General features: G+C 71.2%; 22 protein-coding genes. 14 read left to right on the top strand and 8 right to left on the bottom strand.

What is annotated here, in order from left to right; all coding sequences use genetic code 11:
* The 5 genes from ABZ635_RS22250 to ABZ635_RS22270 all read left to right on the top strand — a co-directional run.
* Positions 1 to 2,136 (top strand): SpoIIE family protein phosphatase (locus ABZ635_RS22250; RefSeq protein WP_357768469.1); only part of this gene is annotated, 2,136 nt, incomplete at its 5' end.
* A gap of 223 nt (positions 2,137 to 2,359) precedes the next feature.
* Entirely contained in the window at positions 2,360 to 3,253 is an 894-nt protein-coding gene (locus ABZ635_RS22255) for an ABC transporter substrate-binding protein (protein ID WP_357768471.1), read from the top strand.
* Complete coding sequence (locus ABZ635_RS22260) at positions 3,250 to 4,110, top strand: amino acid ABC transporter permease (protein ID WP_357768473.1); 861 nt, start codon at positions 3,250 to 3,252, stop codon at positions 4,108 to 4,110. The genes ABZ635_RS22255 and ABZ635_RS22260 overlap by 4 nt, the downstream gene beginning before the upstream one ends.
* Positions 4,107 to 4,889 (top strand): amino acid ABC transporter ATP-binding protein, encoded by a 783-nt coding sequence (locus tag ABZ635_RS22265; protein WP_357768475.1) that lies wholly within the window; start codon positions 4,107 to 4,109, stop codon positions 4,887 to 4,889. Before ABZ635_RS22260 ends, ABZ635_RS22265 begins: the two co-directional genes overlap by 4 nt.
* 256 nt (positions 4,890 to 5,145) lie before the next feature.
* On the top strand, positions 5,146 to 5,817 hold the full coding sequence (locus tag ABZ635_RS22270) for an NPP1 family protein (RefSeq protein WP_357768477.1): 672 nt from the start codon (positions 5,146 to 5,148) through the stop codon (positions 5,815 to 5,817).
* Between the two features lie 244 nt (positions 5,818 to 6,061).
* Here the strand turns inward: ABZ635_RS22270 and ABZ635_RS22275 are convergent, their stop codons facing one another.
* Positions 6,062 to 6,229: a hypothetical protein gene (locus tag ABZ635_RS22275; protein ID WP_184366419.1), complete on the bottom strand. Its 168-nt coding sequence runs from the start codon at positions 6,227 to 6,229 to the stop codon at positions 6,062 to 6,064.
* 28 nt (positions 6,230 to 6,257) lie between these two features.
* Entirely contained in the window at positions 6,258 to 7,400 is a 1,143-nt protein-coding gene (locus ABZ635_RS22280; protein WP_357768479.1) for an acyl-CoA dehydrogenase family protein, read from the bottom strand.
* A 201-nt stretch (positions 7,401 to 7,601) separates the two neighbouring features.
* Between ABZ635_RS22280 and ABZ635_RS22285 the strand changes: the two genes are divergently transcribed.
* From ABZ635_RS22285 to ABZ635_RS22300, 4 genes are all read left to right on the top strand, one after another.
* Positions 7,602 to 9,626 carry an MDR family MFS transporter gene (locus ABZ635_RS22285; protein WP_357768481.1) on the top strand — a complete coding sequence of 675 codons (2,025 nt, stop codon included), beginning with the start codon at positions 7,602 to 7,604 and terminating at the stop codon, positions 9,624 to 9,626.
* 117 nt (positions 9,627 to 9,743) lie between these two features.
* On the top strand, positions 9,744 to 10,886 hold the full coding sequence (locus ABZ635_RS22290; RefSeq protein ID WP_357768483.1) for an acetyl-CoA C-acetyltransferase: 1,143 nt from the start codon (positions 9,744 to 9,746) through the stop codon (positions 10,884 to 10,886).
* 103 nt (positions 10,887 to 10,989) lie between these two features.
* Entirely contained in the window at positions 10,990 to 11,286 is a 297-nt protein-coding gene (locus ABZ635_RS22295; protein WP_357768485.1) for a toxin-antitoxin system HicB family antitoxin, read from the top strand.
* A complete protein-coding gene (locus tag ABZ635_RS22300) occupies positions 11,283 to 11,726 on the top strand; it encodes a type II toxin-antitoxin system VapC family toxin (protein ID WP_357768487.1) in 444 nt (147 codons plus the stop codon). Before ABZ635_RS22295 ends, ABZ635_RS22300 begins: the two co-directional genes overlap by 4 nt.
* Positions 11,727 to 11,790: 64 nt before the next feature.
* Here ABZ635_RS22300 and ABZ635_RS22305 read toward each other — a convergent pair whose 3' ends face one another.
* The gene (locus tag ABZ635_RS22305) at positions 11,791 to 13,023 is read right to left on the bottom strand and encodes a crosslink repair DNA glycosylase YcaQ family protein (RefSeq protein ID WP_357768489.1); all 1,233 of its coding nucleotides are present in this window, start codon (positions 13,021 to 13,023) and stop codon (positions 11,791 to 11,793) included.
* A 275-nt stretch (positions 13,024 to 13,298) separates the two neighbouring features.
* On the opposite strand from ABZ635_RS22305, the gene ABZ635_RS22310 reads away from it, so the two are divergent.
* Both ABZ635_RS22310 and ABZ635_RS22315 read left to right on the top strand, forming a co-directional pair.
* Positions 13,299 to 14,123, top strand: a complete 825-nt coding sequence (locus tag ABZ635_RS22310) for an exodeoxyribonuclease III (RefSeq protein WP_357768490.1) — start codon at positions 13,299 to 13,301, stop codon at positions 14,121 to 14,123.
* Between the two features lie 31 nt (positions 14,124 to 14,154).
* Complete coding sequence (locus tag ABZ635_RS22315; protein ID WP_357768492.1) at positions 14,155 to 15,054, top strand: ribokinase; 900 nt, start codon at positions 14,155 to 14,157, stop codon at positions 15,052 to 15,054.
* A gap of 34 nt (positions 15,055 to 15,088) precedes the next feature.
* Here the strand turns inward: ABZ635_RS22315 and ABZ635_RS22320 are convergent, their stop codons facing one another.
* Together ABZ635_RS22320 and argS are read right to left on the bottom strand one after the other, a co-directional pair.
* Positions 15,089 to 15,694: a YceI family protein gene (locus ABZ635_RS22320; RefSeq protein ID WP_357768494.1), complete on the bottom strand. Its 606-nt coding sequence runs from the start codon at positions 15,692 to 15,694 to the stop codon at positions 15,089 to 15,091.
* Positions 15,695 to 15,890: 196 nt separating this feature from the next.
* The gene (gene argS, locus ABZ635_RS22325; RefSeq protein ID WP_357768496.1) at positions 15,891 to 17,636 is read right to left on the bottom strand and encodes an arginine--tRNA ligase; all 1,746 of its coding nucleotides are present in this window, start codon (positions 17,634 to 17,636) and stop codon (positions 15,891 to 15,893) included.
* Between the two features lie 99 nt (positions 17,637 to 17,735).
* Between argS and ABZ635_RS22330 the strand changes: the two genes are divergently transcribed.
* Complete coding sequence (locus tag ABZ635_RS22330; protein WP_357768498.1) at positions 17,736 to 18,176, top strand: protein-tyrosine phosphatase family protein; 441 nt, start codon at positions 17,736 to 17,738, stop codon at positions 18,174 to 18,176.
* Positions 18,177 to 18,351: 175 nt separating this feature from the next.
* Here the strand turns inward: ABZ635_RS22330 and plsX are convergent, their stop codons facing one another.
* Positions 18,352 to 19,434, bottom strand: a complete 1,083-nt coding sequence (gene plsX, locus ABZ635_RS22335; protein ID WP_357768500.1) for a phosphate acyltransferase PlsX — start codon at positions 19,432 to 19,434, stop codon at positions 18,352 to 18,354.
* Positions 19,435 to 19,861: 427 nt separating this feature from the next.
* On the opposite strand from plsX, the gene ABZ635_RS22340 reads away from it, so the two are divergent.
* A complete protein-coding gene (locus ABZ635_RS22340; RefSeq protein ID WP_357768523.1) occupies positions 19,862 to 21,205 on the top strand; it encodes a lysine 2,3-aminomutase in 1,344 nt (447 codons plus the stop codon).
* Between the two features lie 226 nt (positions 21,206 to 21,431).
* Here the strand turns inward: ABZ635_RS22340 and ABZ635_RS22345 are convergent, their stop codons facing one another.
* Together ABZ635_RS22345 and ABZ635_RS22350 are read right to left on the bottom strand one after the other, a co-directional pair.
* Positions 21,432 to 21,665 carry a DUF397 domain-containing protein gene (locus ABZ635_RS22345; protein WP_357768502.1) on the bottom strand — a complete coding sequence of 78 codons (234 nt, stop codon included), beginning with the start codon at positions 21,663 to 21,665 and terminating at the stop codon, positions 21,432 to 21,434.
* A gap of 466 nt (positions 21,666 to 22,131) precedes the next feature.
* The gene (locus ABZ635_RS22350; RefSeq protein ID WP_357768504.1) at positions 22,132 to 23,049 is read right to left on the bottom strand and encodes a helix-turn-helix transcriptional regulator; all 918 of its coding nucleotides are present in this window, start codon (positions 23,047 to 23,049) and stop codon (positions 22,132 to 22,134) included.
* A gap of 304 nt (positions 23,050 to 23,353) precedes the next feature.
* On the opposite strand from ABZ635_RS22350, the gene ABZ635_RS22355 reads away from it, so the two are divergent.
* Positions 23,354 to 23,905, top strand: a complete 552-nt coding sequence (locus ABZ635_RS22355) for an ATP-binding protein (RefSeq protein WP_357768506.1) — start codon at positions 23,354 to 23,356, stop codon at positions 23,903 to 23,905.
* Positions 23,906 to 23,986: the final 81 nt, after the last annotated feature.

Consider the following 23,986-nt stretch of genomic DNA (forward strand, 5'->3'; position numbering starts at 1 on the left):
TTCGTAGGCGGGCGCGACTACGTGGGCCTGTCCCTGCTGGACATCGGCATCCACGAGTCCGACCGCGAACACGCCTCCCAGCTGGCGCGGCGCGTGCTGCGCGGCGAGCCGTGGGAGGGCACGTTCGCGGTGCTCAAGGGCGACTCCACGTGGATTCACGTGCGGGCCCAGGCGGTGCCCATGCGCGACGGCTCGGGGGAGATCGACGGGATCACCCTCATCGCCCACGAGGCGCTGCGCAGCGGCCGGGTCGAGGAGCAGTACGGCCTGCTCGAACGCATCGGCAGCCGACTGGCCAGCTCCCTGGAGTTCGACTCCACGGTCAGGGGCGTGGCCGGCATCCTGGTGCCGCAGTTCGCCGACCACTGCTTCATCGACCTCTACGACCGCGACCGCCTGGTCAGACAGGTGTCCGTGCACGCCGAGGGCTGGACGCCCCCGCCCGACACGTGGTTCGCGGTGGGCGACGAGGTCCGTTACCCCGAACGACACTTCGTCACCCAGGCGATGCGCCGCCTGGAGACGGTGGTGACCAGCGACCACCTCTACGAGAACTCTCCCAACGACCGGTCCGACCGGGTCTCCCGGCAGGTCGGGGTCACCTCCGCGATCGCCGCCCCGCTCCGGGCCAGGGGCGAGGTACTGGGCGTGCTCACCATGGCCCTGTCCGGGCTCTCCCCCCGGCAGAAGAGCAGTTACGGCGGTTTCGACCGCGACCTGGTCGGCGCGATCGCCTCCCGGGTGGCGCTGGCCATCGACAACGCCCGGCTCTTCGAGGAGCAGCGCAGCACGGCGGTGGCCTTCCAACGCAGCCTGCTGCCCAGCGACTTCCCGCCCCTGGACGGGTTGACGGTCGCGCACCGCTACCTCCCGGCGGGCCCCCTCCAGGGCCACGGACACGGTATCCAGACCCAGGTCGGCGGCGACTTCTACGACGCCATCCCGCTCTCGGCCGGGCGGGTCGGCCTGGTGATCGGCGACGTCGAGGGCCGGGGACCGCACGCCGCCGCCGTCATGGGGCAGCTGCGCGCCGCGCTGCGCGCCTTCGCGCAGGCCGACCGGGAGCCCGCCGACATCCTGCGCGAACTCGACGAGTGGGTCCGCCAGCTCGGTATCCCCGACAGCGGGGGCGACGTGTGGATTCCCAGCGTCAGCTGCCTGTACATGGTCTACGACGCCTGGTCCCGCGAGCTGTCCTACGCCAACGCCGGGCACGCCCCGCCCCTGCTCATCACCTCCGAGTCGGTCGAGACGCTCGACCTGGAGGTCAACGACCGCATGCTGGGGGTACGCGCCCGGGGCGGTTCGGGCGAGGACATCGTCTACCACCAGGCCGACCTGCGGCTGCCCCTGGGGGCGACGCTGGTCATGTACACCGACGGCCTGGTGGACCGGCGGCCGGTCGGCGGCCGCGCCGACCCCGAGCGCGCCCTGGCCAGGATGACCGAGCGGGTCGCCGAGGTGGCCGACAAGGACGTGGAGCAGATCGCCGAGGCGGCCGTGCACAGCGTGCCCGGCGTCCTGGACGACGACACCGCCCTGATGGTGGTGCGCACCCACTCCGAGGAGCTGGCGCTGCGCGAGGGCTGGTTCCCCTCGGAGGCCTCCACGGTGGGCGCGGCCCGGCACCTGGCGGCCGACACCTTCAAGGAGTGGGGGGTCGACCGCGACCAGGCCGAACTGGCCTGCCTGCTGGTCTCCGAGATCGTCACCAACGTGGTCATCCACGCCACCCCGCACCCGGTGCACCGCGAGTTCACCGGCAACGGGGTGCTGGACTCCGAGACCCCGCTCGGCGCCGGGGGCGCCGCGGACGAGTTCGACGAGGACTGGAGCGACCTGCTGGAGGCGGTGGCGGAGGAGGACGAGTCCACCGACGACCCGGAGGAGAAGGAGTTCCTGCTCCGGTTGCGCCGTGGCGCGAACGCGGTCTGGGTGGAGGTCTTCGACCACGACCTTCGGCTGCCGCGCATCCGCAGCGCGGCCGCGGACGACGAGGGCGGGCGCGGCCTCTACCTGGTGGAACAGCTGGCCAGCCGGTGGGGTTCGCGTCCCACACCGGACGGCAAGGCGGTGTGGTTCGAGATGCCGATGCACGCCGAGGTCCGCGAGGCCGAGAAGGACGACGGGGAGTAGGCGGCCCGGGCGCGCGGGTCGGAGGTCGTCCGAGCCGGGTTTCCTCAGCACCTCGAACACCGCGAAGCGGTGGTCCGCGCCGTGGCACCGGGCCGTCGCCCGTTCCGTGATCCGTGCGAGCGGCCCGACGGGTGAGCGTGACGGAGAAGACCTGGTTGTCAACTGCTTTGGTCGCTAATGTGGGGAAATCATCGTCCCCCGCCTGAGCCTTCCGGAGTAACCCGTGCCCCTGCGATCCCGTGCCCGTGGCCCCCTCGCCCCGCCCCTCGTCCGCCTGGGTGCGGTCGCGGCCGCCGCCGTCCTGCTGGCCACCGCCTGCTCCCCCGAGGAGGAGTCGGCCGCGTCCGGGCCCGGCGCCGCCTGCGAACCCGGAGCCCTGCCGACGCTGACCGAGGGCACGCTCACCGTCGGCACGGACAGCCCGGCCTACCCGCCGTGGTTCGTCGGCGACGACCCGTCCAACGGCGAGGGGTTCGAGTCCGCCGTGGCCTACGCCGTCGCCGAGGAACTGGGCTACCCCGCCGACCGCGTCGAGTGGACGGTGGTGACGTTCAACAACGCCATCGCCCCCGGCCCCAAGGCCTACGACTTCGACGTCAACCAGTTCTCCGTCACCGACGAGCGGCGCGCCGCCGTCGACTTCTCCTCCCCGTACTACGACGTCCGCCAGGCGGTCGTGGCGCTCTCCGACGGGGAGGCCGCCGGAGCCGAGGGCCTGGACGACCTGCGGGGACTGGTGATCGGCGCCCAGGTCGGCACGACCAGCTACGACGCGCTGGTCACGAGTATCGACCCCGAGCCCGAGCCGCTGGTCTTCAACAACAACGACGACGCCAAGCAGGCCCTGGAGAACGGGCAGGTGGACGCGGTGGTGTTCGACCTGCCCACCGCCTTCTACGTCACCTCCGCCGAGCTGGAGGGCGCCGAGATCGTCGGGCAGCTGCCGAAGGCCGCGTCGGAGTCCGAGGAGGAGTCGTTCGGGCTGGTCCTCGACCTCGGCTCGCCCCTGACGGACTGCGTCACCGAGGCCGTGGACACCCTACGGGAGAACGGCACCCTCGCCGAGCTCGAACGGGAGTGGCTCGCCGAGGCCGCCGACGCCCCCGAACTGTCGTGACCGGGCCGGAGGGAACGCGTGTCCCCAGTCTCCTGGAGACCGAGCGCGCCACGTTCCGCCGCCGCCAGGGCGTGCGCTCGGTCCTGGTGGGCGCGCTCTCCACGGCGCTGCTGGGGGCCGTCCTGGTGACCGTGGTGGTCGGCTCGCCGGGGTGGGAGCGGGTCCGGGAGACCTTCTTCGACCTCGGCGTCGCCCGTGAGGCCCTGCCCGCGGTGCTCACCGGGCTCTGGCTCAACCTGCGCGTCCTGCTGTTCTGCGCGTTGGGCGCCCTGGCCCTGGGCCTCCTCGTGGCGATCATGCGCACCCTGCGCGGGCCCGTGTTCTTCCCGCTGCGCGCCCTGGCCGCCTCGTACACCTACGGGTTCCGAGGCGCGCCGCTGATCATCGTGCTGTACCTGATGACCTTCGGCGTGCCCGGGCTGCGGCTGGAGGGCACTCCGAGCGTGCTGGTGCTCGGCGGTATCGCCCTGGTCATCACCTACGGCGCCTACATCGCCGAGGTGTTCCGGGCGGGGATCGAGTCGATCCACCCCAGCCAGATCGCGGCCGCCCGCTCGCTCGGCCTCACCTACACGCAGGCCATGCGCTGGGTGGTGCTCCCGCAGGCGGTGCGCCGGGTGTCGCCCCCGCTGCTCAACGACATGGTGGCGCTCCAGAAGGACGTGGGGCTGATCTCCCTGGCCGGGCCGATCGACGCCATCAGGGCGGCGCAGATCGCCACCGCACAGACCTACAACTTCACGCCCTACGTGGTGGCCGGGGTGCTGTTCGTGCTCATGGCGATCCCCTTGGTGGCCGTGACCGACTGGGTGACCGTCCGGGCCGCCCGCAGACAGTCTTCGGAGGGGGCGCGGTGAGAGAGCTCGAACGGATCGCCCGGCTGGAGGGCGACACCCCGGTGCTGCGGGTGCGCGGGGTCCGCAAGGAGTTCCGGGGCAACGTGGTGCTCGACGGGCTCGACCTCGACGTGCCCGAGCACGGTGTGGTGGTGCTGATCGGCGCCTCGGGCTCCGGCAAGTCGACCCTGCTGCGCTGCGCCAACCTGTTGGAGCCGATCAGTGACGGCTCCATCCACCTGGACGGCGAGCACGTCACCGATCCGCGTGTGGACCCCGACCGCGTGCGCCGCCGGATCGGCATGGTGTTCCAGGCGTTCAACCTGTTCCCGCACATGTCCGTGCTGGACAACGTCACCCTCGCCCCGCGCCGCGTCCACCGCAGGGCGCGCGCGGAGGCCGAGGAGCGGGCGCGCTCCCTGCTGGACCGGGTCGGTCTGCTGGACAAGGCGGGGGAGTACCCCGACCGGCTCTCCGGCGGGCAACAGCAGCGCGTGGCGATCGTGCGGGCCCTGGTCAACTCCCCGCGCCTGCTCCTGCTGGACGAGGTGACCAGCGCGCTGGACCCCGAGCTGGTCGGCGAGGTGCTGGACCTGGTGCGCGGGCTGAGGGAGGACGGCATGACCATGCTCCTGGCCACGCACGAGATGGGCTTCGCCCGTCAGGTGGCCGACACCGTGTGCTTCCTCGACGGCGGGCGCGTCCTCGAACAGGGGCCGCCGGAACGGGTCCTGGGCGACCCGACGGAGCCGCGCACACGCCGGTTCCTCCAACGCATCATCGACGCCGGTCGCCTCTGAACACGTTCGGAGCCCTTTTCCGCTGGTCGGGGACAGTGTCGCGGCAAACCTGTTTCCGGCCGGCAAAAAAAGGCTGCGAACCCACCTTGTTTGTCTGTAGTCGGTTGGTTACTTTATCCAGTGGTAAAGGATATGACCGGTTCGGGGAATGGTGGTGCGCGCATTGCGTGAACGCGGTGTGGAAGTGGTTCCGGGTTCCCTGTGGGGAAATGTGGGACAAAGTCCCAGGAGGTTCCCGGGGCCGCCTCGCCCGCCGGTGCGTTCCGGTCTGCGCGGCGGAGCCGCCCTCCTCGGTGCCCTTGCCCTGGTGGTCGCGGCGGCGGCGCCCGCCTTCGCGGCACCTCCACCCGCCCTTCCGGCCCATTCCACCGAGGCCGAGGCGAAATGGCAGCCCGCCTTCGACTACGACACGGACGGTTGCTATTCCACGCCCGCCATCGGTCCGGACGGAACCGTCGCCGAAGGTCTCAAGACCACCGGTGCCCTGAACGGAAACTGTCGGGACCAGTCGGACCTCGACAACACCAATTCGTATTCACGGGCCAGCTGTGACGGCGGGTGGTGCGCGTACATGTACGCGCTCTACTTCGAGAAGGACCAGATCATGCACGGCTGCTGCGGGCACCGACACGACCTGGAACACGTCGTCGTGTGGGTGCTGGAGGACGAGGCCCGGTACGTGTCCGCCTCCGCCCACGGCGGCTACGACACCCGCCCAGCCGAGGACGTGCTGTGGGAGGGCACGCACCCCAAGATCGTCTACCACAAGGACGGCCCCTCGACCCACGCGTTCCGGTTCGCGGCGGGCCACGACGACCCGCCCGAGAACCACTACGGCCAGTGGCAGTACCCGGACCTGGTCGGCTGGGACGGCTACCCGGAGGGCATCCGGGAGATCTTCGTGGCCGCCGACTACGGGGCCGCGTAGCTCGACCTCAAGGACGAGCGGTTCCCCGACGCGCTGGCCCGGGCCCTGCCCGACGGGATCGACTTCGACCCGTACGCCCCCTGAGCCGCACCCGCCCCGAGACCATCACGGCCGGGTCCACCCGCACGGTCCTCACCCGCCTTTGGACCGTGCGCCGGGCCCGTCCATCCCCCCGGACGCCGGAGGGCCCGCCTCCCCGGCGACACGGGGAGGCGGGCCCTCGGTGCGTTCCGCGCGACCGCGTTCAGCGGTAGGAGTTGGCCCACAACAGCAGGCACACGAAGACGAAGAACACGACGATGCCGCTGGTCGCCCAGGGGATGTGGATTCTGGGCCGGAGCTTGCGCACGGCGATGACCAACAGCACCACCAGCAGGCCCATCACGATGAGGCCGTCCCACGATCCGCTCACGACGGGGTCCCTTCGGGGTTCGGGGGTGCTACAGGCCCAGGCCCCTGCCCACGATCTCCTTCATGATCTCGGTGGTGCCACCGTAGATCGTCTGGACTCGGGAGTCCTGCCAGGCCCGTGCCACGGGGTATTCCATCATGTACCCGTACCCGCCGTGAAGCTGGAGGCAACGGTCCATGACCCGGTTGCACATCTCGGTGGTCCACCACTTGGCCTTGGCGGCGTCCTCGACGGTGAGTTCGCCCTTGTTGAGCAGCTCGACCCCGCGGTCCACGTAGGTGCGGGCCAGGTCCACCTCGGTGGCCAACTCGGCCAGGACGAAACGGGTGTTCTGGAACCGTCCGATCGGTCGTCCGAAGGCGGTCCGCTCGCGGCAGTACTCGATCGTGTGCTGGAGGACGTGGTCGGCCGAGGCGGCCGCGCAGGTGGCGATGGACAGCCGCTCCTGCGGCAGGTTCTGGAGCAGGTGGATGAACCCCTGCCCCTCGGTGCCGATGAGGTTGGCCGCAGGGACGCGGACGTCGTCGAAGAAGAGCTCCGCGGTGTCCTGGGCCTTCATGCCGACCTTGTCGAGGTTGCGGCCGCGCTCGAACCCGGCGGCACCGCGTTCCACGGCGATGAGCGAGAATCCCTGCGCCCCGGCGTCGGGATCGGTCTGGCAGACCACGATGACGAGGTCGGCGTTGACGCCGTTGGTGATGAAGGTCTTGCTGCCGTTGACGACGAAGTGGTCGCCGTCGCGCACAGCGGAGGTGCGGATGCCCTGGAGGTCGCTGCCGGTGCCGGGCTCGGTCATGGCGATGGCGGTGATCAGCTCGCCGCTGGCGAAGCCGGGGAGCCAGCGCCGCTTCTGCTCGTCGGTGGTCAGGCCGACCATGTAGGGGGCCATGACGTCGTTTTGGAGGGTGATCCCGAGACCGCTGGCGTGTGCGCGGCAGATCTCCTCGTTGACGATCTGGTTGTACCGGTAGTCGTCGAGGCCGGTGCCGCCGTACTCCTCGGGGACCCCGTGGCCGAGCAGGCCCACGGCGCCCGCCCGCACCCACACCTCGCGCGGCACGATGCCGTCCTTCTCCCACTGGTCGTGGAAGGGGACCACGTCCCGCCTGAGGAACTCGGCCACCGATGCGCGGAAGAGGTCGTGGTCGGCGTCGAAGAGTTCCCGCTTCATGCTCAGCTCCGGAGGTGTCGGGGATCACTGTGTTCCCACACGGTAACCGAACCGCGTTCGGTTTTGAAGTACGGGGGCAAGTCGGGGCAAAGTTCCGGGGCCCTCGGGCGGTTCCCCCGGAAGGGCGCGGGCCGGGGTTCCTAGGGTGGACCAGCAGCCGGGCCGCGAGGAGTCGGGCGGCCGACCCCGGGAGGCGAACCGATGACCCACAGCCCCGCCGACCAGAGCGCGTCACCCGGGGGGCGGATCGCGCTGATCATGACCGCCCTCATGCTGGCCGTCCTGCTCTCGGCGCTGGACCAGACCATCGTCTCCACGGCGCTGCCCACGATCGTCTCCGACCTGGGCGGCCTCAACCACCTGTCATGGGTGATCACCGCCTACCTCCTCGCCGTCACCGCCAGCACCCCCCTCTGGGGCAAGCTCGGCGACCAGTTCGGGCGCAAGCACCTCTTCCTCCTGTGCATCGCGATCTTCCTGGTGGGCTCCGCGCTGTGCGGTCTGGCCCAGGACATGCTCCAGCTGGTGCTGGCACGCGGGCTCCAGGGAGTGGGCGGCGGCGGGCTCATGGTGCTGGCCTCCGCGATCATCGGCGACGTCGTCTCACCCCGGGAACGCGGCAAGTACCAGGGCCTGTTCGGGGCGGTCTTCGGGGTCTCCAGCGTGGCCGGGCCCCTGCTGGGCGGGGTGTTCGTGGACCACCTCTCCTGGCGGTGGGTGTTCTACGTGAACCTTCCGCTGGGGCTGGTCGCCTTCCTGACGGTGCTGGCCGTGCTGCCGAGACAGAGCCCGGTCGGCCGCCGCGACATCGACTACGCGGGCATCGTGCTGCTGGCCGCCACGGCCGTCTGCCTCACGCTGGTGGCCTCCTGGGGCGGTGGCGTCTACGGCTGGACGTCCTGGCAGATCCTGTCCCTGTCGGCCGCCTCCGTGGTCCTCGGCGTGGGCTGGTGGTCCACCGCCCGCAGGGCCCAGGACCCGGTGATGCCGCTCAGCCTGTTCCGCAACCCGACCATCGTGGTCGCCATGGCGATCGGCTTCTGCGTGGGCTTCGCGATGATGGGATCGATGGCGTTCCTCCCGCTCTTCCTCCAGGTCGTGCACGGACTCTCGCCCACCGCGTCGGGACTGCACCTGCTTCCGATGGTCACCGGGATGCTCATCACGTCGATCTCCAGCGGCCGTCTGGTCACCCGGACCGGCCGCTACAAGGTCTTCCCCATCGCGGGGATGGCGCTGACCGCGCTCGGGCTGTACCTGATGTCCGGTATGGGACCGCACAGCTCGCTGTGGGAGATGGGCGTCTACTTCTTCGTCCTCGGCTCGGGGCTGGGCCTGGTGATGCAGGTGGTCGTGCTGGTGGTGCAGAACGCCTCCTCCTACGACGACCTGGGCGTCTCGACCTCCTCGGCGACCTTCTTCCGGTCCGTGGGAGGCTCCTTCGGCACGGCGGTGTTCGGGGCGGTCTTCGCCGGGCAGCTCGCCTCGGACCTGGCCGCGCGGGCGGGCGGTCTCGACCTCCCGCCGGGCGTGGACGCGGCCTCGTTGGAGAGCGACCCCGGGGCCATCGACCGCCTGCCGCCCCAGGCGCAGGCGGGCTTCCTGGAGGTCTACGCCGACGCCATCGACACCGTGTTCCTGTGCGCGGTGCCGGTGGCTCTGGTCGGCCTCGTGCTCGCCCTCTTCCTGCGGCAGGACGTGCTGCGGACGACCATCAGGACCCCGGACCTCGACGAGACCGTGGCCCCGGTGGCCGCCCCCGGCCGCAGCGCGATGGACCAGGTGGAGCGGGAGATCTACGCGGCCTGCGGGGCCGAGGGCACGGAGACCATGTACGCACGGCTCCGCGAAGCGGCCGGTCTGGAGGTCTCGACCGAGGCCTGCTGGGCGCTGAGCCACATCGGGGTGCGGGGCGCCCTCACCGTGGACGAGCTGGTCCGGATGTCGGGGCTGGACGCCTCCCGGTGGGCCGACACCCACCGGGAACTGCTGGAGGCGGGCTACCTCGCCGACGACACCGAGCCGTGGGAACTCAACTGGCGCGGCGAGGACGCCGTGCGGCACCTGTACGAGGCGCAGCGGACGGCGCTGCGGTCGCTGCTCTCCGACTTCGGCCCGGACGAGCACCCGGACGTGTTCGACGTCCTGGAGCGGGTCACCGGGACCACGCTCGGGGACCAGGGAGGCGCGGGGCGCGGGGGCGGTCGCGAGCACGGTACGGACTGACCGGCCGCGATCCGGGCGGGCGCGGCGCAAGGCGGGGCCGGGGGGTTGCCAGGAGGCCATAACCGAATACAGTTCGGTTCTATAGGACGTCACATCCCACGCCCCTTGGAGGACCCAGTGGCTGAGGCCTACATCGTCGGTGCGGTGCGCACCCCCGTCGGCACGAAGAAGGGTGCCCTGGCCGCCGTGCACCCGGCGGACCTGGGCGCGCACGTCCTCAAGGAGCTCGTCGAGCGCACCGGGGTCGACCCCGCCGCGGTCGAGGACGTGATCATGGGCGTGGTCAGCCAGGCGGGCCCCCAGGCCCTGGACCTGGCCCGCACCGCGTGGCTGTCGGCCGGGCTGCCCGAGTCGGTCCCCGCCGTCACCATCGACCGCCAGTGCGGTTCCTCGCAGCAGTCCCTCCACTTCGCCGCCCAGGGCGTCATGTCCGGCACCCAGGACCTCGTCGTGGCGGCGGGCGTGGAGAACATGGGCATGGTCCCCATGGGAGCCAACGTCCAGTTCGCCCTCGACAACGACCTCCCGCTCTACGGGCAGGGCTGGATCGAGCGGTACGGGTTCCAGGAGATCTCCCAGTTCCGCGGCGCCCAGCTGATGTGCGAGAAGTGGGGCTACAAGCGCGAGCAGCTGGAGGAGTTCGCGTTGGAGAGCCACCGCCGTGCCGCCGCCGCGCAGGAGGCCGGGTACTTCGACGCGCAGATCGCCCCCCTGGCCGGGGTGGCCAGGGACGAGGGCGTGCGCCCGGACACCACCCTGGAGAAGATGGCCGGGCTCAAGCCGCTGCGTGAGGGCTGGGAGCTCACCGCCGCGATCGCCAGCCAGATCTCCGTGGGCGCGGGCGCACTGCTCATCGCCTCCGAGCGTGCCGTGGAGCGGCACGGGCTCACCCCGCTCGCCCGCGTGGTGCAGCTGTCACTGGTCGGCGACGACCCGGTCTACATGCTCACCGCGCCGATCCCGGCGACCCGGATCGCCCTGGAGAAGGCCGGGCTGGGCATCGACGACATCGACGTCACGGAGATCAACGAGGCGTTCGCCCCGGTGCCGATGTCGTGGATCGAGGAGCTGGGCGCGGACCCGGCGAAGGTCAACCCCAACGGCGGCGCCATCGCCCTGGGCCACCCGCTGGGCGCCACCGGAGCGATCCTGATGACCAAGCTGGTCAACGAGCTGCACCGCACGGGCGGCCGCTACGGCCTCCAGACCATGTGCGAGGGCGGCGGCCAGGCCAACGTCACCATCGTCGAACGGGTCTGAGCCCGGGAGCTTCCGCACGGGCCGCGCGTTCACCAGGAGCGCGCGGCCCGTCGTCATCCTCGCCGACCTTGGATGCAGGCATGCATGCATCTATGATGGCGTCATGAGTCAGATGACGTGGAGAGCCGATGAAGAGCTGATGCGCAGAGTCAAGTGCTCCGCTGAGCGGCGAGGTGTCAGCCTGAACGAGTACGTCACCCGCGTGATGCGCGCGGTCACCGATCCGGATCTGGAGAGTGACGAGGCCAAGGCGGTGCGGGCCAAGCTCGCGCAGGCTGGATTCCTGGACGTGTCCGGGGCGCCGCGCACCCGGCCCAGCCGTGCCGCGGTCGAGAGGGCCCGCCGCGCGGCCGGCGGGGGGACCCCGTTGGAGGACTTCGTGGAAGAAGGACGTGAGTGAGCGTCTTCGCCGACACGTCCGCCGTGGTCAAGCTCTACGCGGACGAGCACGGAAGCGACGAGGTCCGCGCCATCGAGGCACCTCTGGTGGTGTCCCAGCTGACCAGAGTCGAGGTTCCGGCGGCGCTGTGGCGCAAGCATCGCGTGGGAGAGCTGGGAGCCGAGGACACCCGGATTCTGGTGGCGGAGTTCGAAGCCGACTACTTCGGGGCCCCGGGGGAGGAGCGGCGTTTCGCGGCGGTCAGGGTCACCGCCGAGATCCTGGAGGAGGCGGTCCGGCTAACAGCCGTACACGGGCTCAGGGCCTATGACGCGATGCAGCTCGCGACCGCCAAGGCGGTCCGGTCGGCCGACCCGGGATGCACGTCGTGTGCGGTGTTCGACAAGGGCCTGCGCGCGGCCGCCGCGATGGAGGGGTTCTCGCCGCTGCCCGAAAGCTGACGCGTCCTCGCCGCGTGTCGCTTCCGCACGGGCCGCGCGTTCACGAGGAGCGCGCGGCCCGTCGTCAGCGGACGGGGTGGGTCAGGCCCTCGCCGCCGACGCCGTTCTCCAGCCCGAGCCAGGCGGCCATCTCCTCCAACTGCTCGACCAGCTCGGGCATGGTGTCGGCCGGAGCGCCCGCCTCCAGGGTGACCCGCCGGGCCAGCAGGGTGCCCGAGGCGCGGTCCGCCTTGAGGTCCACGCGGGCCACCAGGTCGTCGCCGAGCAGGAACGGCAGCACGTAGTAGCCGTGCACCCGCTTGGCGGCGGGCACGTAGATCTCCAGGCGGTAGCGGAAGCCGAACAGCTCCTCGGCGCGGTCGCGGGTCCACACCAGGGAGTCGAAGGGGCTGAGCAGCGCGCGGGCGTCCACCCGCCGGGGCACCCGCGCGTCACGGTGCAGGTAGGCCGGGCGGTCCCAGCCGCGCACGCTCACCGGCACCAGCTCGCCCGCGTCCACGAGGTCGGCGACGGCCGCCCGCGACCCGGCCGCCTTGAGTCGGAAGTAGTCGCGCAGGTCGGGCTCGGTGGCGATCCCGTGCGCCCGGGCGGCGATGGAGACCAGCGCGCGGTGCGCCTCGTCCGGGGTGGGGTGCGGGAGCGCGTACACCTGGGCGGGGAGCACGCGTTCGGGCAGGTCGTAGCGGCGCTCGAACTGGGAGTTGCGACCGTTGGCGGTGAGGTCGCCGATCCAGAACAGGTACTCCAGGCACTTCTTGACCTCGGACCAGTTCCACCCCCAGTGGTCCTTGGCGCGGGGGGCGTCGTGGGCCAGGGCCGCCTCGACCTCGCGGGCGGTGGCCGGACCGATCCGCGCGACCTCCTCGCGCACGGCCCTCAGTAGTTCGGGCCGTTCGTCGCGGACGCCGTTCATCCACCCCACGTTCGCCTGGGCGCGGTTGTGCTCCATCCGGTACCGCATGAGGCGGTGGGTGGAGGGCGGTACCAGGCTGGCCTCGTGCGCCCAGCACTCGACCAGCCGGGCCGGGCTGTCGCCCACGCCCGTGGTGGTGGCGCGGTCCAGGAGCTCGGGCGGGTAGGCGCCGAGCCGCGCGAACACCGGCAGGTACTGGCTGCGGGCGAGCACGTTCACGCTGTCGATCTGGAGCAGGCCCACGCGGCGGACCACGCGCGCCAGGTGGGCGAGCGTGGGGGCGGAACCCGGTCGGGGATCGTGGAAGCCCTGGGCGGCCAGGGCGATCCGACGGGCCTGGGGCAGGGAGATCTCGGCGTCGCGGCGAGGGTGGGGCATGGCCATCCGATCACCGTATCCGTCGCCGGTGACAGTCCCGGAGCGCGCCGAGTGGACGGAGCCCCCGCTCCATCACAAAAACCTCGCGCACAATGCGAACCGTTCGGGGGGTCGGGCCGTCCAACGAAGCGCGACGGAAACCAACCGAGCCTGTGCCGGTAGTCGCCGAACCCCGGTGCGGAGGACGGCCGCACCGGGGTTCATCATGTCGGTACCCCGCCAGACGCAGGTGTCCGGCCAGGTCGGAGCGGGCCGTCGGCGCGATCCTCTAGCCTTTGGCTGTGCGTATCGCGACATGGAATGTGAACAGTGCCCGCGCCAGGGCCGAACGGATCGGCGACTGGCTGGACCGGAGCGACGTCGACGTCCTCGCCATCCAGGAGACCAAGGCCCGCGACGACCAGTTCCCCGCGTCGGTCCTCACCGACCGCGGGTACGAGGTCGCCCACCACGGGCTCTCCCAGTGGAACGGGGTCGCGATCGCCTCGCGCGTGGGCCTGGCCGACGTCCAGGTGGGCTTCCCCGGCCAGCCCGGATACGGGGACCCGGAGGAGCCCGAGGCCCGCGCCATCGGCGCCACCTGCGGCGGCGTCCAGGTGTGGAGCCTGTACGTGCCCAACGGTCGCGAGATCGACCACCCCCACTACGCGTACAAGCTGCGCTGGCTGGAGGCGCTGCGCCGGGCGGGCGCCGCGCGTCTGGCCGAGGACCCCGAAGCGCAGATCGCCTACGTCGGCGACTTCAACATCGCCCCGCAGGACGACGACGTGTGGGACATGGCCGCCTTCGAGGGCCTCACCCACGTCACCGAGCCCGAGCGCTCGGCCTTCACCGGGCTGGTCGACGCCGGGTTCGCCGAGGTCGTGCGCGGGTACACGCCCGGCCCCGGTGTCTACACCTACTGGGACTACAAGGGTTTGGCCTTCCCCAAGCGCAGGGGCATGCGGATCGACTTCGTGCTGGCCTCGCCCGCCCTCAGGGCGCGGGTGACCGGGGCGAGCATCGACCGCGAGGAGCGCAAGGGCAAGGGCGCCTCGGATCACGCGCCCGTCATCGTCGCCCTCGACGGCGCGGACAGCCAGCCGGTGGACCGGCCCAAGAAGTGAACGGACAACCGACAGTGAAGTGGGTAGCGAAGTGAGCGCCGTGCCGCGCGTGGCCGTCCTCGGCAGCGTCAACATGGACCTGGTGGCCTACGTGGACACCGTGCCCAACGGCGGCGAGACCGTCACCGGCACGGACTTCCGTCAGGTGCCCGGGGGCAAGGGCGCCAACCAGGCGGTCGCCGCCGCGCGGGCCGGGGCCGAGGTGGCCTTCCTCGGGGCGGTCGGGGACGACTCCTTCGGGGAGGAGCTGCGCGCCAACCTGGTGGCGGCAGGGATCGACGTGTCCGGTCTGCGCACGGTGCCGGGGGTGTCCGGGGTGGCGCACATCGTCGTGGACGGTCGGGGCGGCAATCGGATCGTCGTCGTGCCGGGCGCCAACGCCGAAGCCGGGGCGGTGGAGGGGGACCGTGAACGGGTGGCCGGAGCCGCGGCCCTGCTGCTCCAGCTGGAACTGCCCATGGAGGCGGTGGAGGCCGGAGCCCGGCTCGGCCGGAGCGTGGGGGTGCCGGTCTACCTGACCCCCGCGCCCGCGCGGGAGCTCCCGGACGGGCTCCTGGCCGACGTCGACGTGCTCGTGCCCAACCAGCACGAGGCCGCCGCCATCACCGGGCACACCGAACCGCGCGCCGCGCTGGCGGCGCTGCTGGAGAGGGTGCCCGAGGTGCTGCTGACGCTGGGCGAGGACGGCTCGCTGTACGGTCGCCGGGGCGCGGAGCCGGTGCACGTTCCGGCGCGGCGGGTGGAGGCCGTCGACACCACGGCGGCCGGTGACACGTTCTGCGGCTCGTTCGCGGTGGCCAGGGCCGAGGGCCGGTCACCGCGTGAGGCGATGGAGTTCGCCGCTGCCGCCGCCGCGATCTCCGTGGGACGGCACGGAGCCAGCTCGTCGATGGCCTCGCGGGTCGAGGTCGAGGCCCTGCTCGGGGGCTGACCGCCCGGATCGGGCCCGCTCCCCGGCCCGTGGGTCAGGGGGTGTGCCCGATCTGCTTGAGGAACGGCGCCGGGTCCTGGTTCTGGAGGCGGACCTCCAGCACGATGTCCACGGTGTCGCCCACGAGGCGGCCTCCCCAGGGGGTGGCTCCTCCGTCGCCGACGCCGAAGTCGGACAGGCTGATCTGGGTCGTGGCGGAGAAGAAGTGTCCGTAGGTGTCGTCGGGGGAGGCGTAGTCGGGGGCCTCGCCCACCCACTCGGCGTTGAGGGCGACGGGCAGCGCGGTGCCGTGGATCTCCAGGTCGCCGTGGAGGCGGAAGGTGTTCTGTTTCCGCCCGGGTTCCAGGCCGGTGGACGTGAACCGGATACGCGGGTGCCGTTCGACGTCCAGGAAGTCGGCGGAGCGCAGGTGGGCGTCGCGGGCGTTGACGCCGGTGTTGACGCTGTCCGCGTCGATGACGACCTCCACCGAGGACCGCGCGGGGTCGTCCGCCACGTTGATCCGCCCGTCGGCGCTGCCGAAGGTGCCCTGGACCCGGCCGAAGCGCAGGTAGTGGGCGACGAAGATCAGGCTGGAGTGCAGCGGGTCGAGGTGCCAGGTACCGGGGCCCGGACCGAACTCGACAGGGGTGGATGTCATGGGCGCTATCTCCCTTTGTGTCCGGTATAAGTCATTGGTCCGTTTACTGTAGGTCCGACGCTCGACCAGAACCCTTTGTTCCCGCCTGACCTGCGGAGAGACTTTCGACTCGCCCGCCCCGGGACCCGCGCACACAAGGGAGGGCCGGGGCCCACGGCCCCGACCCTCCCGGCGAAGACGCGCTCGCGCGCCCGCGCTACATGTACTCGGGCGACTCCACGCCGAGCAGTTCCAGACCCTGGACCAGCACCCGCAGCGCCACCGAGACCAGCGCCAGCCGCGACTCGCGCTCGGCGTCGGTCGGGGCCGTCAGCACCGGGCAGTGCTCGTAGAAGGCCGTGAGCGACTGCGCCAGCTCGAACAGGTACGTGGACAGGCGGTGCGGCTGGAGGTGCTCGCCGACCTGCTCCACCACCGCGCCGAAGCCCAGCAGTTTGAGCGCGAGGTCGCGCTCGGCGCCCTCGGAGACCGTGATCGTGCCGTCGACCGCCCGGGGGTCCACCCCGCCCTTGCGGAAGATGGAGCGGATACGGGCCTGCGCGTACTGGAGGTACGGGCCGGTGTTGCCGGTCAGCGCCAGCATGCGGTCGAAGTCGAACACGTACTCGGTGTCGTGCGAGACCGACAGGTCCGCGTACTTCACCGCGCCGATGCCGACCTTGCGGGCGATCTCCGCCTGGCTCTCGGGGTCCAGGTCGGGACGGTTCTGGGCGACCACGGCCGCGGCGCGCTCCACCGCCTCGTTCAGCAGTTGCACGAGCCGCACCGGGGCGCCGCTGCGGGTCCGCAGGATCTTGCCGTCCGGGCCCAGCACGTTGCCGATCTGTACGTGCGTGGTCTCCACGCTCTCCGGCAGCCAGCCCGCCTCGCGCGCGGTGGCCCACACCATCTTGAAGTGCATGGCCTGCGGGGCGCCCACCACGTACAGGATGCGGTCGGCCTTGAGGTCGTCGACCCGGTACCGGACGGTCGCCAGGTCCGTGGTGGCGTAGCCGTAGCCGCCGTCGCTCTTGCGCACGATCAGCGGGACCGGCTTGTCCTCGCGGCCGGTGAAGCCGTCGAGGAACACGCACAGGGCGCCGTCGCTGACCTCCGCGATGCCCTTGGCCTCCAGCTCGTCGCACACGTCGGCGAGCATGGCGTTGTAGCTGCTCTCACCGGCGAGGTGCTCGTCGGTGAGGGTGACGCCCAGCTTGGCGTAGACCTTGTTGAAGTAGACCCGGGACAGGCCCACCAGCTCGCGCCACAGGCGCAGCGTCTCCTCGTCGCCGCTCTGGAGGGCGACCACCCGGCGGCGGGCGCGGGCGGCGAAGTCGTCCGGCCCCTCGCCCGAGGCGTCGAACTTGTTCCGCGCGGCCTGGTAGAAGGCGTTGGGGTCCGTGGTGAGGAGCCCGGCCTCGTCGGAGTCCTCCCCCGCCTCCAGCAGGTGCTCGATGAGCATGCCGAAGGGCGTGCCCCAGTCACCGATGTGGTTCTGCCGGATGACGTGGTGGCCCAGGAACTCCAGGGTGCGGGCGAGGGAGTCGCCGACCACCGTGGTGCGCAGGTGCCCCACGTGCATCTCCTTCGCCACGTTGGGCGCGGAGTAGTCGATGGGGATGTTCAGGCGCTCCTGGACGGGGACGCCCACGCGCGGGTCGTCGAGGAGCTGTCGCGTCTGGTCGGCGATCCAGTCCTCTCGGAGCGTGAGGTTGATGAAGCCCGGCCCGCTGACCTCGACGTCTCTGCAGACGTCGGCGACGTCCAGGTGCTCCATGATCGCCGCGGAGACCTCGCGGGGCTTGCGGCCCAGGCGCTTGGCGAGCGCGAGTGCGGCGTTCGCCTGGTAGTCAGCGAACTGGGACGGGCGGATGACGGGGTCGGTGTCGGCGAACTCGGGGCCGAAGGCGGCGCCGAGAGCGGACTGGACCCGTCGCGAGAGAACTTCCTGCGGGTCGGCCATACCCCTAAGACTACCGACCGCCTATCCCCCTCCCGCCAGGTTTCAAACGGTCCTTCCGGCGGGGGACGGAGGGTGGGCCCGGCCGGTAGCCTCGCCCGCATGAGCGAGCTGTGGAATCCCGGAGACCCCGGTGTGCTGAGGCTGCCGTCCGGACGTCTGGTGCGGGGCCGCGGCGTGGGCCACCCGATGCCGGAGGGACCGCTGCCCGGTTTCGGGTTGTACGTCCTGGACCGGGAGCCCTCGGACCTCGCGTGGCCCCGGCGGTGGGTCCGCTGGCCCGACTTCGGGCTGCCCGGGGACGACGCGGACGCCCTGGCCGGGTTCCGGGAGGCCCTGGAGCGCGCGGACCGGGAGCGGGTGGAGGTGGCGTGTCTGGGCGGTCGCGGCCGGACGGGGACGGCGCTGTCCTGTATGGCGGTGCTGGACGGTGTGCCCGCGTCGGGGGCGGTGGCCTACGTGCGGGCGCACTACTCGCCGCACGCGGTGGAGACCCCGGAGCAGGAGGCCTACGTGCGGGCCTTCGGCCCGGACCCGGTCTGAGCCGGGGGAAGCCCTGTTCGACCCGGGGCGAGCCTGCCCGACCCGGGGGCGCCCGGGCGGCCCGGGTTCGGACCTCCGAGCGGCGGCCTCACGGGCTCCGAGCCGCCGACGCCAGGGGCGTTCGGACCACCGGACGGTCACGCCGGAGACGCCGGTGGCGGAGGAGGCCCGGCGCTCAGCGCTCCTCGGCGCGCCGGTGCAGCCAGTGCGGCGAGCGGTGGGGCACCCGGCGGCGGATCTGGTCTCCTATCCGGCCGCCCGCCAGATCGTGGGCGAGCCGGCAGGCGTGCGCGATCCCCTCGGGGCCGCTGTCCCCGTGCGCCACGACGACCGTGCCGTTGAGACCGAGCAGGGCGGCACCGCCGTAGGTCTCGCTGTCGAAGCGCTCGCGGAGCCTGCGCAGGGCGCCGCGTTGGAGCACGGCCCCGGCCCTGGCCATCGTGGACGACGTGAGAGCCTCCTTGAGCGCGTTCATCGTGAAGGCGGCGGTGCCCTCGATAGTCTTGAGGGCCACGTTCCCGCTGTGTCCGTCGGTGACCACCACGTCCACCTTTCCGAGGAGGAGGTCGTGGCCCTCGACGTTGCCGCGGAAGTCCAGGGTCTGCGACCCCTCGCCGGCGGTGGCGAGCAGCTCGCTGGCCCGGCGGATCAGCTTGTTGCCCTTGCCCGGCTCGGAGCCGATGGTCAGGACGCCCACGCGGGGCCGTTCCACTCCGAACGCGGTCTGCGCGTAGGCGCACCCCAGGTGCGCGAACTGCACCAGCATCTCGGGTTTGGCGTCCGCGTTGGCACCGGCGTCCAGCATGATCGTCGGCACCGGGCCGGTCGGCAGCGTTACCGCGAGGGCCGGGCGGAGCACGCCCGGCTGGGTGCGCAGCCGCACCGTGGACGTGGCCACGATGCCGCCGGTCGACCCCGCCGAGACCAGGGCGTCCGCGTCGCCCCGGCGGATGAGCCGACAGGCCACCGCCGCGCTGGAGCGGGGCCTGCGCCAGCTGGCCAGGGCCCCCTCGTGCATGGCGATGTTGTCCTCGGCGTGCACCACCGGGATGTCGCGCAGGGCGCCCTCCTCGGCGAGCTGGGCGGCGATCTCGGTCCGGCGGCCCACGAGCAGGACCCGCAGTCCCAGTTCGCGTACGGCCATGACGGCGCCGCGCACGACCTCTCTGGGGGCGTTGTCGCCGCCCATGGCGTCCACCGCGATGATCGGCGGTGACGTACGCGGTGCCGGTGCCTCCGCGTCGGATGTCCCAGTCACAGCTTCCTCACACGGTCGGTTGGTGCCGGGGCGCGGGACGGCCCGGCGTTCGCCCGGTTCGGCGCGGGCGCACGGCAGGGTCGGGGGAGCCCTCACGGGGCGGCACTGGGTGGTGTGGTGACACGCTATCGGGTCGGTCCCGCACTGCCTGCGGACGGCGGGTTCGTGTACTCATGCGAGGATACTTCCTGTATGTCCAGGTCAGGGCTGGACATGACGCGGAGTGGGTACAAATCCCCTAGACGGGGTATATCCGCTCGCTGGCTGGGTCGCAGACAACACTCTGGTCACAGCCGATAACTGGTTTTTCATCCCCAGGTGGTCGCCCGGTACCCGTAAGCCGGAGCCACCGTTCAGGGCTGCCCTCCTTCCGGGGAGTGCCCCTGTCCAACAGCAGGAGAGGAGAGGCGTGAGCGTAACGCCAGACGTGGCACAGTCCCCGTCCGCTGGACGTCGGTTTCGTGCCTACACGACGAAACATCTTGACGAGCTCACGGCGCGAGCCGGTCTCGCGGCTGACGAGCAGCTCGCGGTCAAGGCGGTCGCCAACGTGCTGCCGTTCCGAGTCAACAGCTACGTCGTCGACGAGCTGATCGACTGGGACGCCGCTCCCGACGATCCGATCTACCGCCTGGTCTTCCCGCAGGCCGACATGCTTCCCGCGGACGACGTCTCCAGGATCGCCGACCTCATCAGCTCCGGGGCCGGTCGCAAGGAGCTCAACGAGGCCGCCAACCGGGTCCGCGCCAAGCTGAACCCGCACCCGGCGGGCCAGATGGACCTCAACGTGCCCACCACGGGCAACGAGGAGCCCATCCCGGGCATCCAGCACAAGTACCGGGAGACGGTCCTCTTCTTCCCGAAGCAGGGCCAGACCTGTCACGCGTACTGCACCTACTGCTTCCGCTGGGCGCAGTTCGTCGGGGACGCCGACCTCAAGTTCGCGTCGGGCGAGATCGACCAGATGGTCGAGTACGTGCGCTCGCACCCCGAGGTGACCAGCGTGCTGTTCACCGGCGGCGACCCGATGATCATGGGCGAGGGGGTCATCTCCCGCTACATCGAGCCGCTGCTGGAGATCGAGCACCTGGAGGCCATCCGCATCGGGACGAAGGCGCTGGCCTACTGGCCGCAGCGCTTCACCACCGACCCGGACGCGGACGACACGCTCCGCCTGTTCGAGAAGGTCGTGGCCTCGGGCAAGAACCTCGCGTTCATGGCCCACTTCTCGCACCCGAACGAGATGAAGCCCGAGCTCGTGCAGGAGGCCGTGCGCCGCATCCGCGCGACCGGGGCGGTCATCCGCACCCAGGCGCCGCTGATCCGCACGATCAACGACGACGCGGCCACGTGGGAGGACATGTGGCGGACGCACCTGCGCCACGGCATGGTGCCCTACTACATGTTCGTCGAGCGCGACACCGGCCCGCAGGACTACTTCGCGGTGCCGCTGGCCGAGGCCCACGACATCTTCAGGGACGCCTACCAGAAGGTCTCGGGCCTGGCCCGGACCGTGCGCGGCCCCTCGATGTCGGCCACCCCGGGCAAGGTCTGTGTGGACGGCGTGACGGAGATCTTGGGAGAGAAGGTCTTCGTCCTGCACTTCATCCAGGCCCGTGACCCGGAGCTGGTCGGCAAGCCGTTCTTCGCCAAGTACGACGAGAAGGCGGCCTGGCTGTTCGACCTCAAGCCCGCGCTCGGCGCCACCCACTTCCCGTGGGAGTCGGCTCCGGTCGGCGCCAACGGTCTGGTCGACCCCACCCGTCTGTGACGGTGGTCCCGCCCGTCTCCGAGAGGGCGGGGAACAGCGGAGCCCGGCACCCTGGTGGGTGCCGGGCTCCGTCCGTGTCCGCGTCGTGGACGGTAACAGGCCGCCGTGGGACGGGGGTCGACCACGGGGCCGACGGCGCGGACACGGGTCCCGGAATGGTCTGTCCGCGGAGGAGTGGGTCCGGGGTCGGTGGTGCGGGACGCGCGGCGGCCGGGCGCCGCGCGGTTCAGTCGAGGAGGGCGTCGAAGTCGCCGGTCTTGGCGCCCCGGACGAAGGCCCGGATCTCGGCGGGCGTGTAGACGAGCGCCGGGCCGCGCGGGTCGCGGGAGTTACGGACGGCGATGTCGCCGTCGGGCAGGGTCGCGACCTCCACGCAGTTGCCGTCCGGGTTGCTCCAGCTGCTCTTGGTCCATGCGACCTCCAACCGGTCCGCGGGGACACCGTTGTAGATCGGTTGCATCCTCATCCTCCTGGAAGTTCGGGGATTGGCGGGGTGTCCGCGAACGGCTCCGGAACGCCGTCCACGCCGGACCCGCCCACGCGGCTCCCATCCGTCTTGTCCAGGGACAGACGGTTTGTTGGCGGGTGATCCCTTTGTCCCCTTGTGAGGCCACAGCGTAGTGCATGCACGTGCATCAGTGATTGCATCGGTAATCAACCCCCCGGTGGCGCGCGGTGGGCACGCCGATGGAACCGCATGTCAGACCTAACGCTCCGGAGCCGCCGATGGTTCGGTGTTCCGGGATTGTTTCCCAGTCGTGGCCGAAGGCGGACACGCCCGCGACCCCGTGCGTACGCAGGGCGTTCACGGGGTCGCGGGCGGTGGGGGTCCGGACGGCGGTACCGGGGTGCGCGCGGGAGGCGGGTCACGCAGCGTCAGGCACCGGACGAAGCGCCTCGGGTGGCTGCCGGGCGGGTGGCCGGTATCAGCCCCCGTAGCGCTTGAGGAAGTCCTGGAGGATCTCCGGGGTCTGGCCCGGGAGGGGAGCCTGGGTGGCCAGGTGGTCCATGGTCTGGGCGTAGCGGCTGGTGTCGTCGAACTTGTCGAAGTACAGGGCGCTGCTCAACTGCTCCAGGTAGACCACGTCGGGCAGCTGGGGCGTGGGGAACCGCAGGATGCTGAACGGGCCGCCGGCCGCCGGGTGGCCGCCCATGGCGAACGTCGCGATCTGGATGGTGATGTTGGGGCGGTCGGCCATCTCCAGCAGGTGCTCGACCTGCTCGCGCATGACCTCGGGTCCACCGAAGGGTCGGTGCAGGACCGCCTCGTCGATGACCGCCCACAGGCGCGGCGGATCACCCTCACCGGAGGTGAAGCGCCGTTGCCGGTGCATGCGCATGTTCACGCGACTGGTCACGTCCTCCTCGGAGGTGGCCGTGCGGGAGAGCTGGATGACCGAGCGGGCGTACCCCTCCGTCTGGAGCAGGCCGGGCACGAACTGGACCTCGAAGGTGCGGATGACCGACGCGGCCTCCTCCAGGCCGACGTAGACGCCGAACCACTGCGGCAGCACGTCGCCGTACTTGTGCCACCAGCCCTGCGCGTTGGCGCTGGAGATCATCCCGACGAGCGCCTCGCGCTGCTCGGGCTCCTTCACTCCGTAGAGTTTCAGCAGGTCGTCGACGTCCCGGTGTTTGAAACTGACCTGACCGAGCTCCATTCGGCTGATCTTGGCGTGCGACGCCCGGATGGCGTATCCGGCGTCCTCCCGGGAAATTCCCTTCTCCTGGCGCAGGCGCCGCAGCTGGGTGCCGAGCAGAATGCGCAGCACCGTGGGGCCGCCACTGGAATTGGCCAGGAAATCCTGTGTGACCTGGTGGTTCGGTGTTGGGTCTGCTGCCACTTCGCCTCCCTATGGAGTGGTATTGGCGGGAGCGACCGCTCAGTATACCGACGACGTTCTTCCGGAACAGGGGGGATCGTGTGCCGTTTCGGGCCCCAGTGAAGGGTACCGGCGAGAATCCCGGAAGGGTCGCGGACGAATTCTTCGCGAACGGGTCTACCGAAAGGGTCAAGTGTTCCTATAGTCTTGCCGGGCGATGAGCTGCACGTGCATCCGTGGTTTGCGTCTGTAAGGAACTCGCACGCCGGGGCAGAGTGTGGCACAGGCCCGAACGCGCGACCCGACATCACCCGTGAGGACCGTGATGAACACAGAGCTGGTGCCCTCGGAACCGCTCTCCCGGATACCCCGGAGCCGCCCCTCCCGGACACGCCCGCCCGAGGCGGCGCGGCCCGGATGGTGGGACCCCTCGCTCGGCGGGCTCGGTATCGGGGAGAGCAGATGCGTCCCCGGTGGTGCGGCCGCCGCCTACGGAGCGGTGCCCGAGTCGGTCCGCTCCGCGCGCGAGTTCGGGGCCGCGAACCTGACCACCTGGGGTGTTCCCTGGCTCTCCGAGGACGTCCGGCTCATCATCTCCGAGCTGGTCGGCAACGCCTGTAGGCACGCTGTGGCCGGCGGTCGCCCCGAGCGCACGCGGGTCACGCTCCAACTGCGGCCGCTGCCCTGGGAGAACGCGGTGGTGTGCATGGTGGCCGACCCCAGCCCGCACGGTCCGGTCAACTCCGAGGCCCACCACTTCGCCGAGTCGGGGCGCGGCCTGGGCCTGGTCGCGGCCTTCAGTCGCGAATGGGGATGGAGCCCCCTCGACGACCACGGCAAGGTCGTGTGGGCGATCTGCGGTTCCGATCCGTTCTGAGCCCGCGCGATGACCGCGTCGAACGGACGGCGCCCTCGCCCGGCACGACTCCGGGAGCGGGCGCGCCAAGTAGGCTGTCAG

It is taken from the genome of Nocardiopsis sp. NPDC007018 (assembly GCF_040635075.1).
In the GTDB taxonomy this organism is placed as follows: Bacteria; Actinomycetota; Actinomycetes; order Streptosporangiales; family Streptosporangiaceae; genus Nocardiopsis.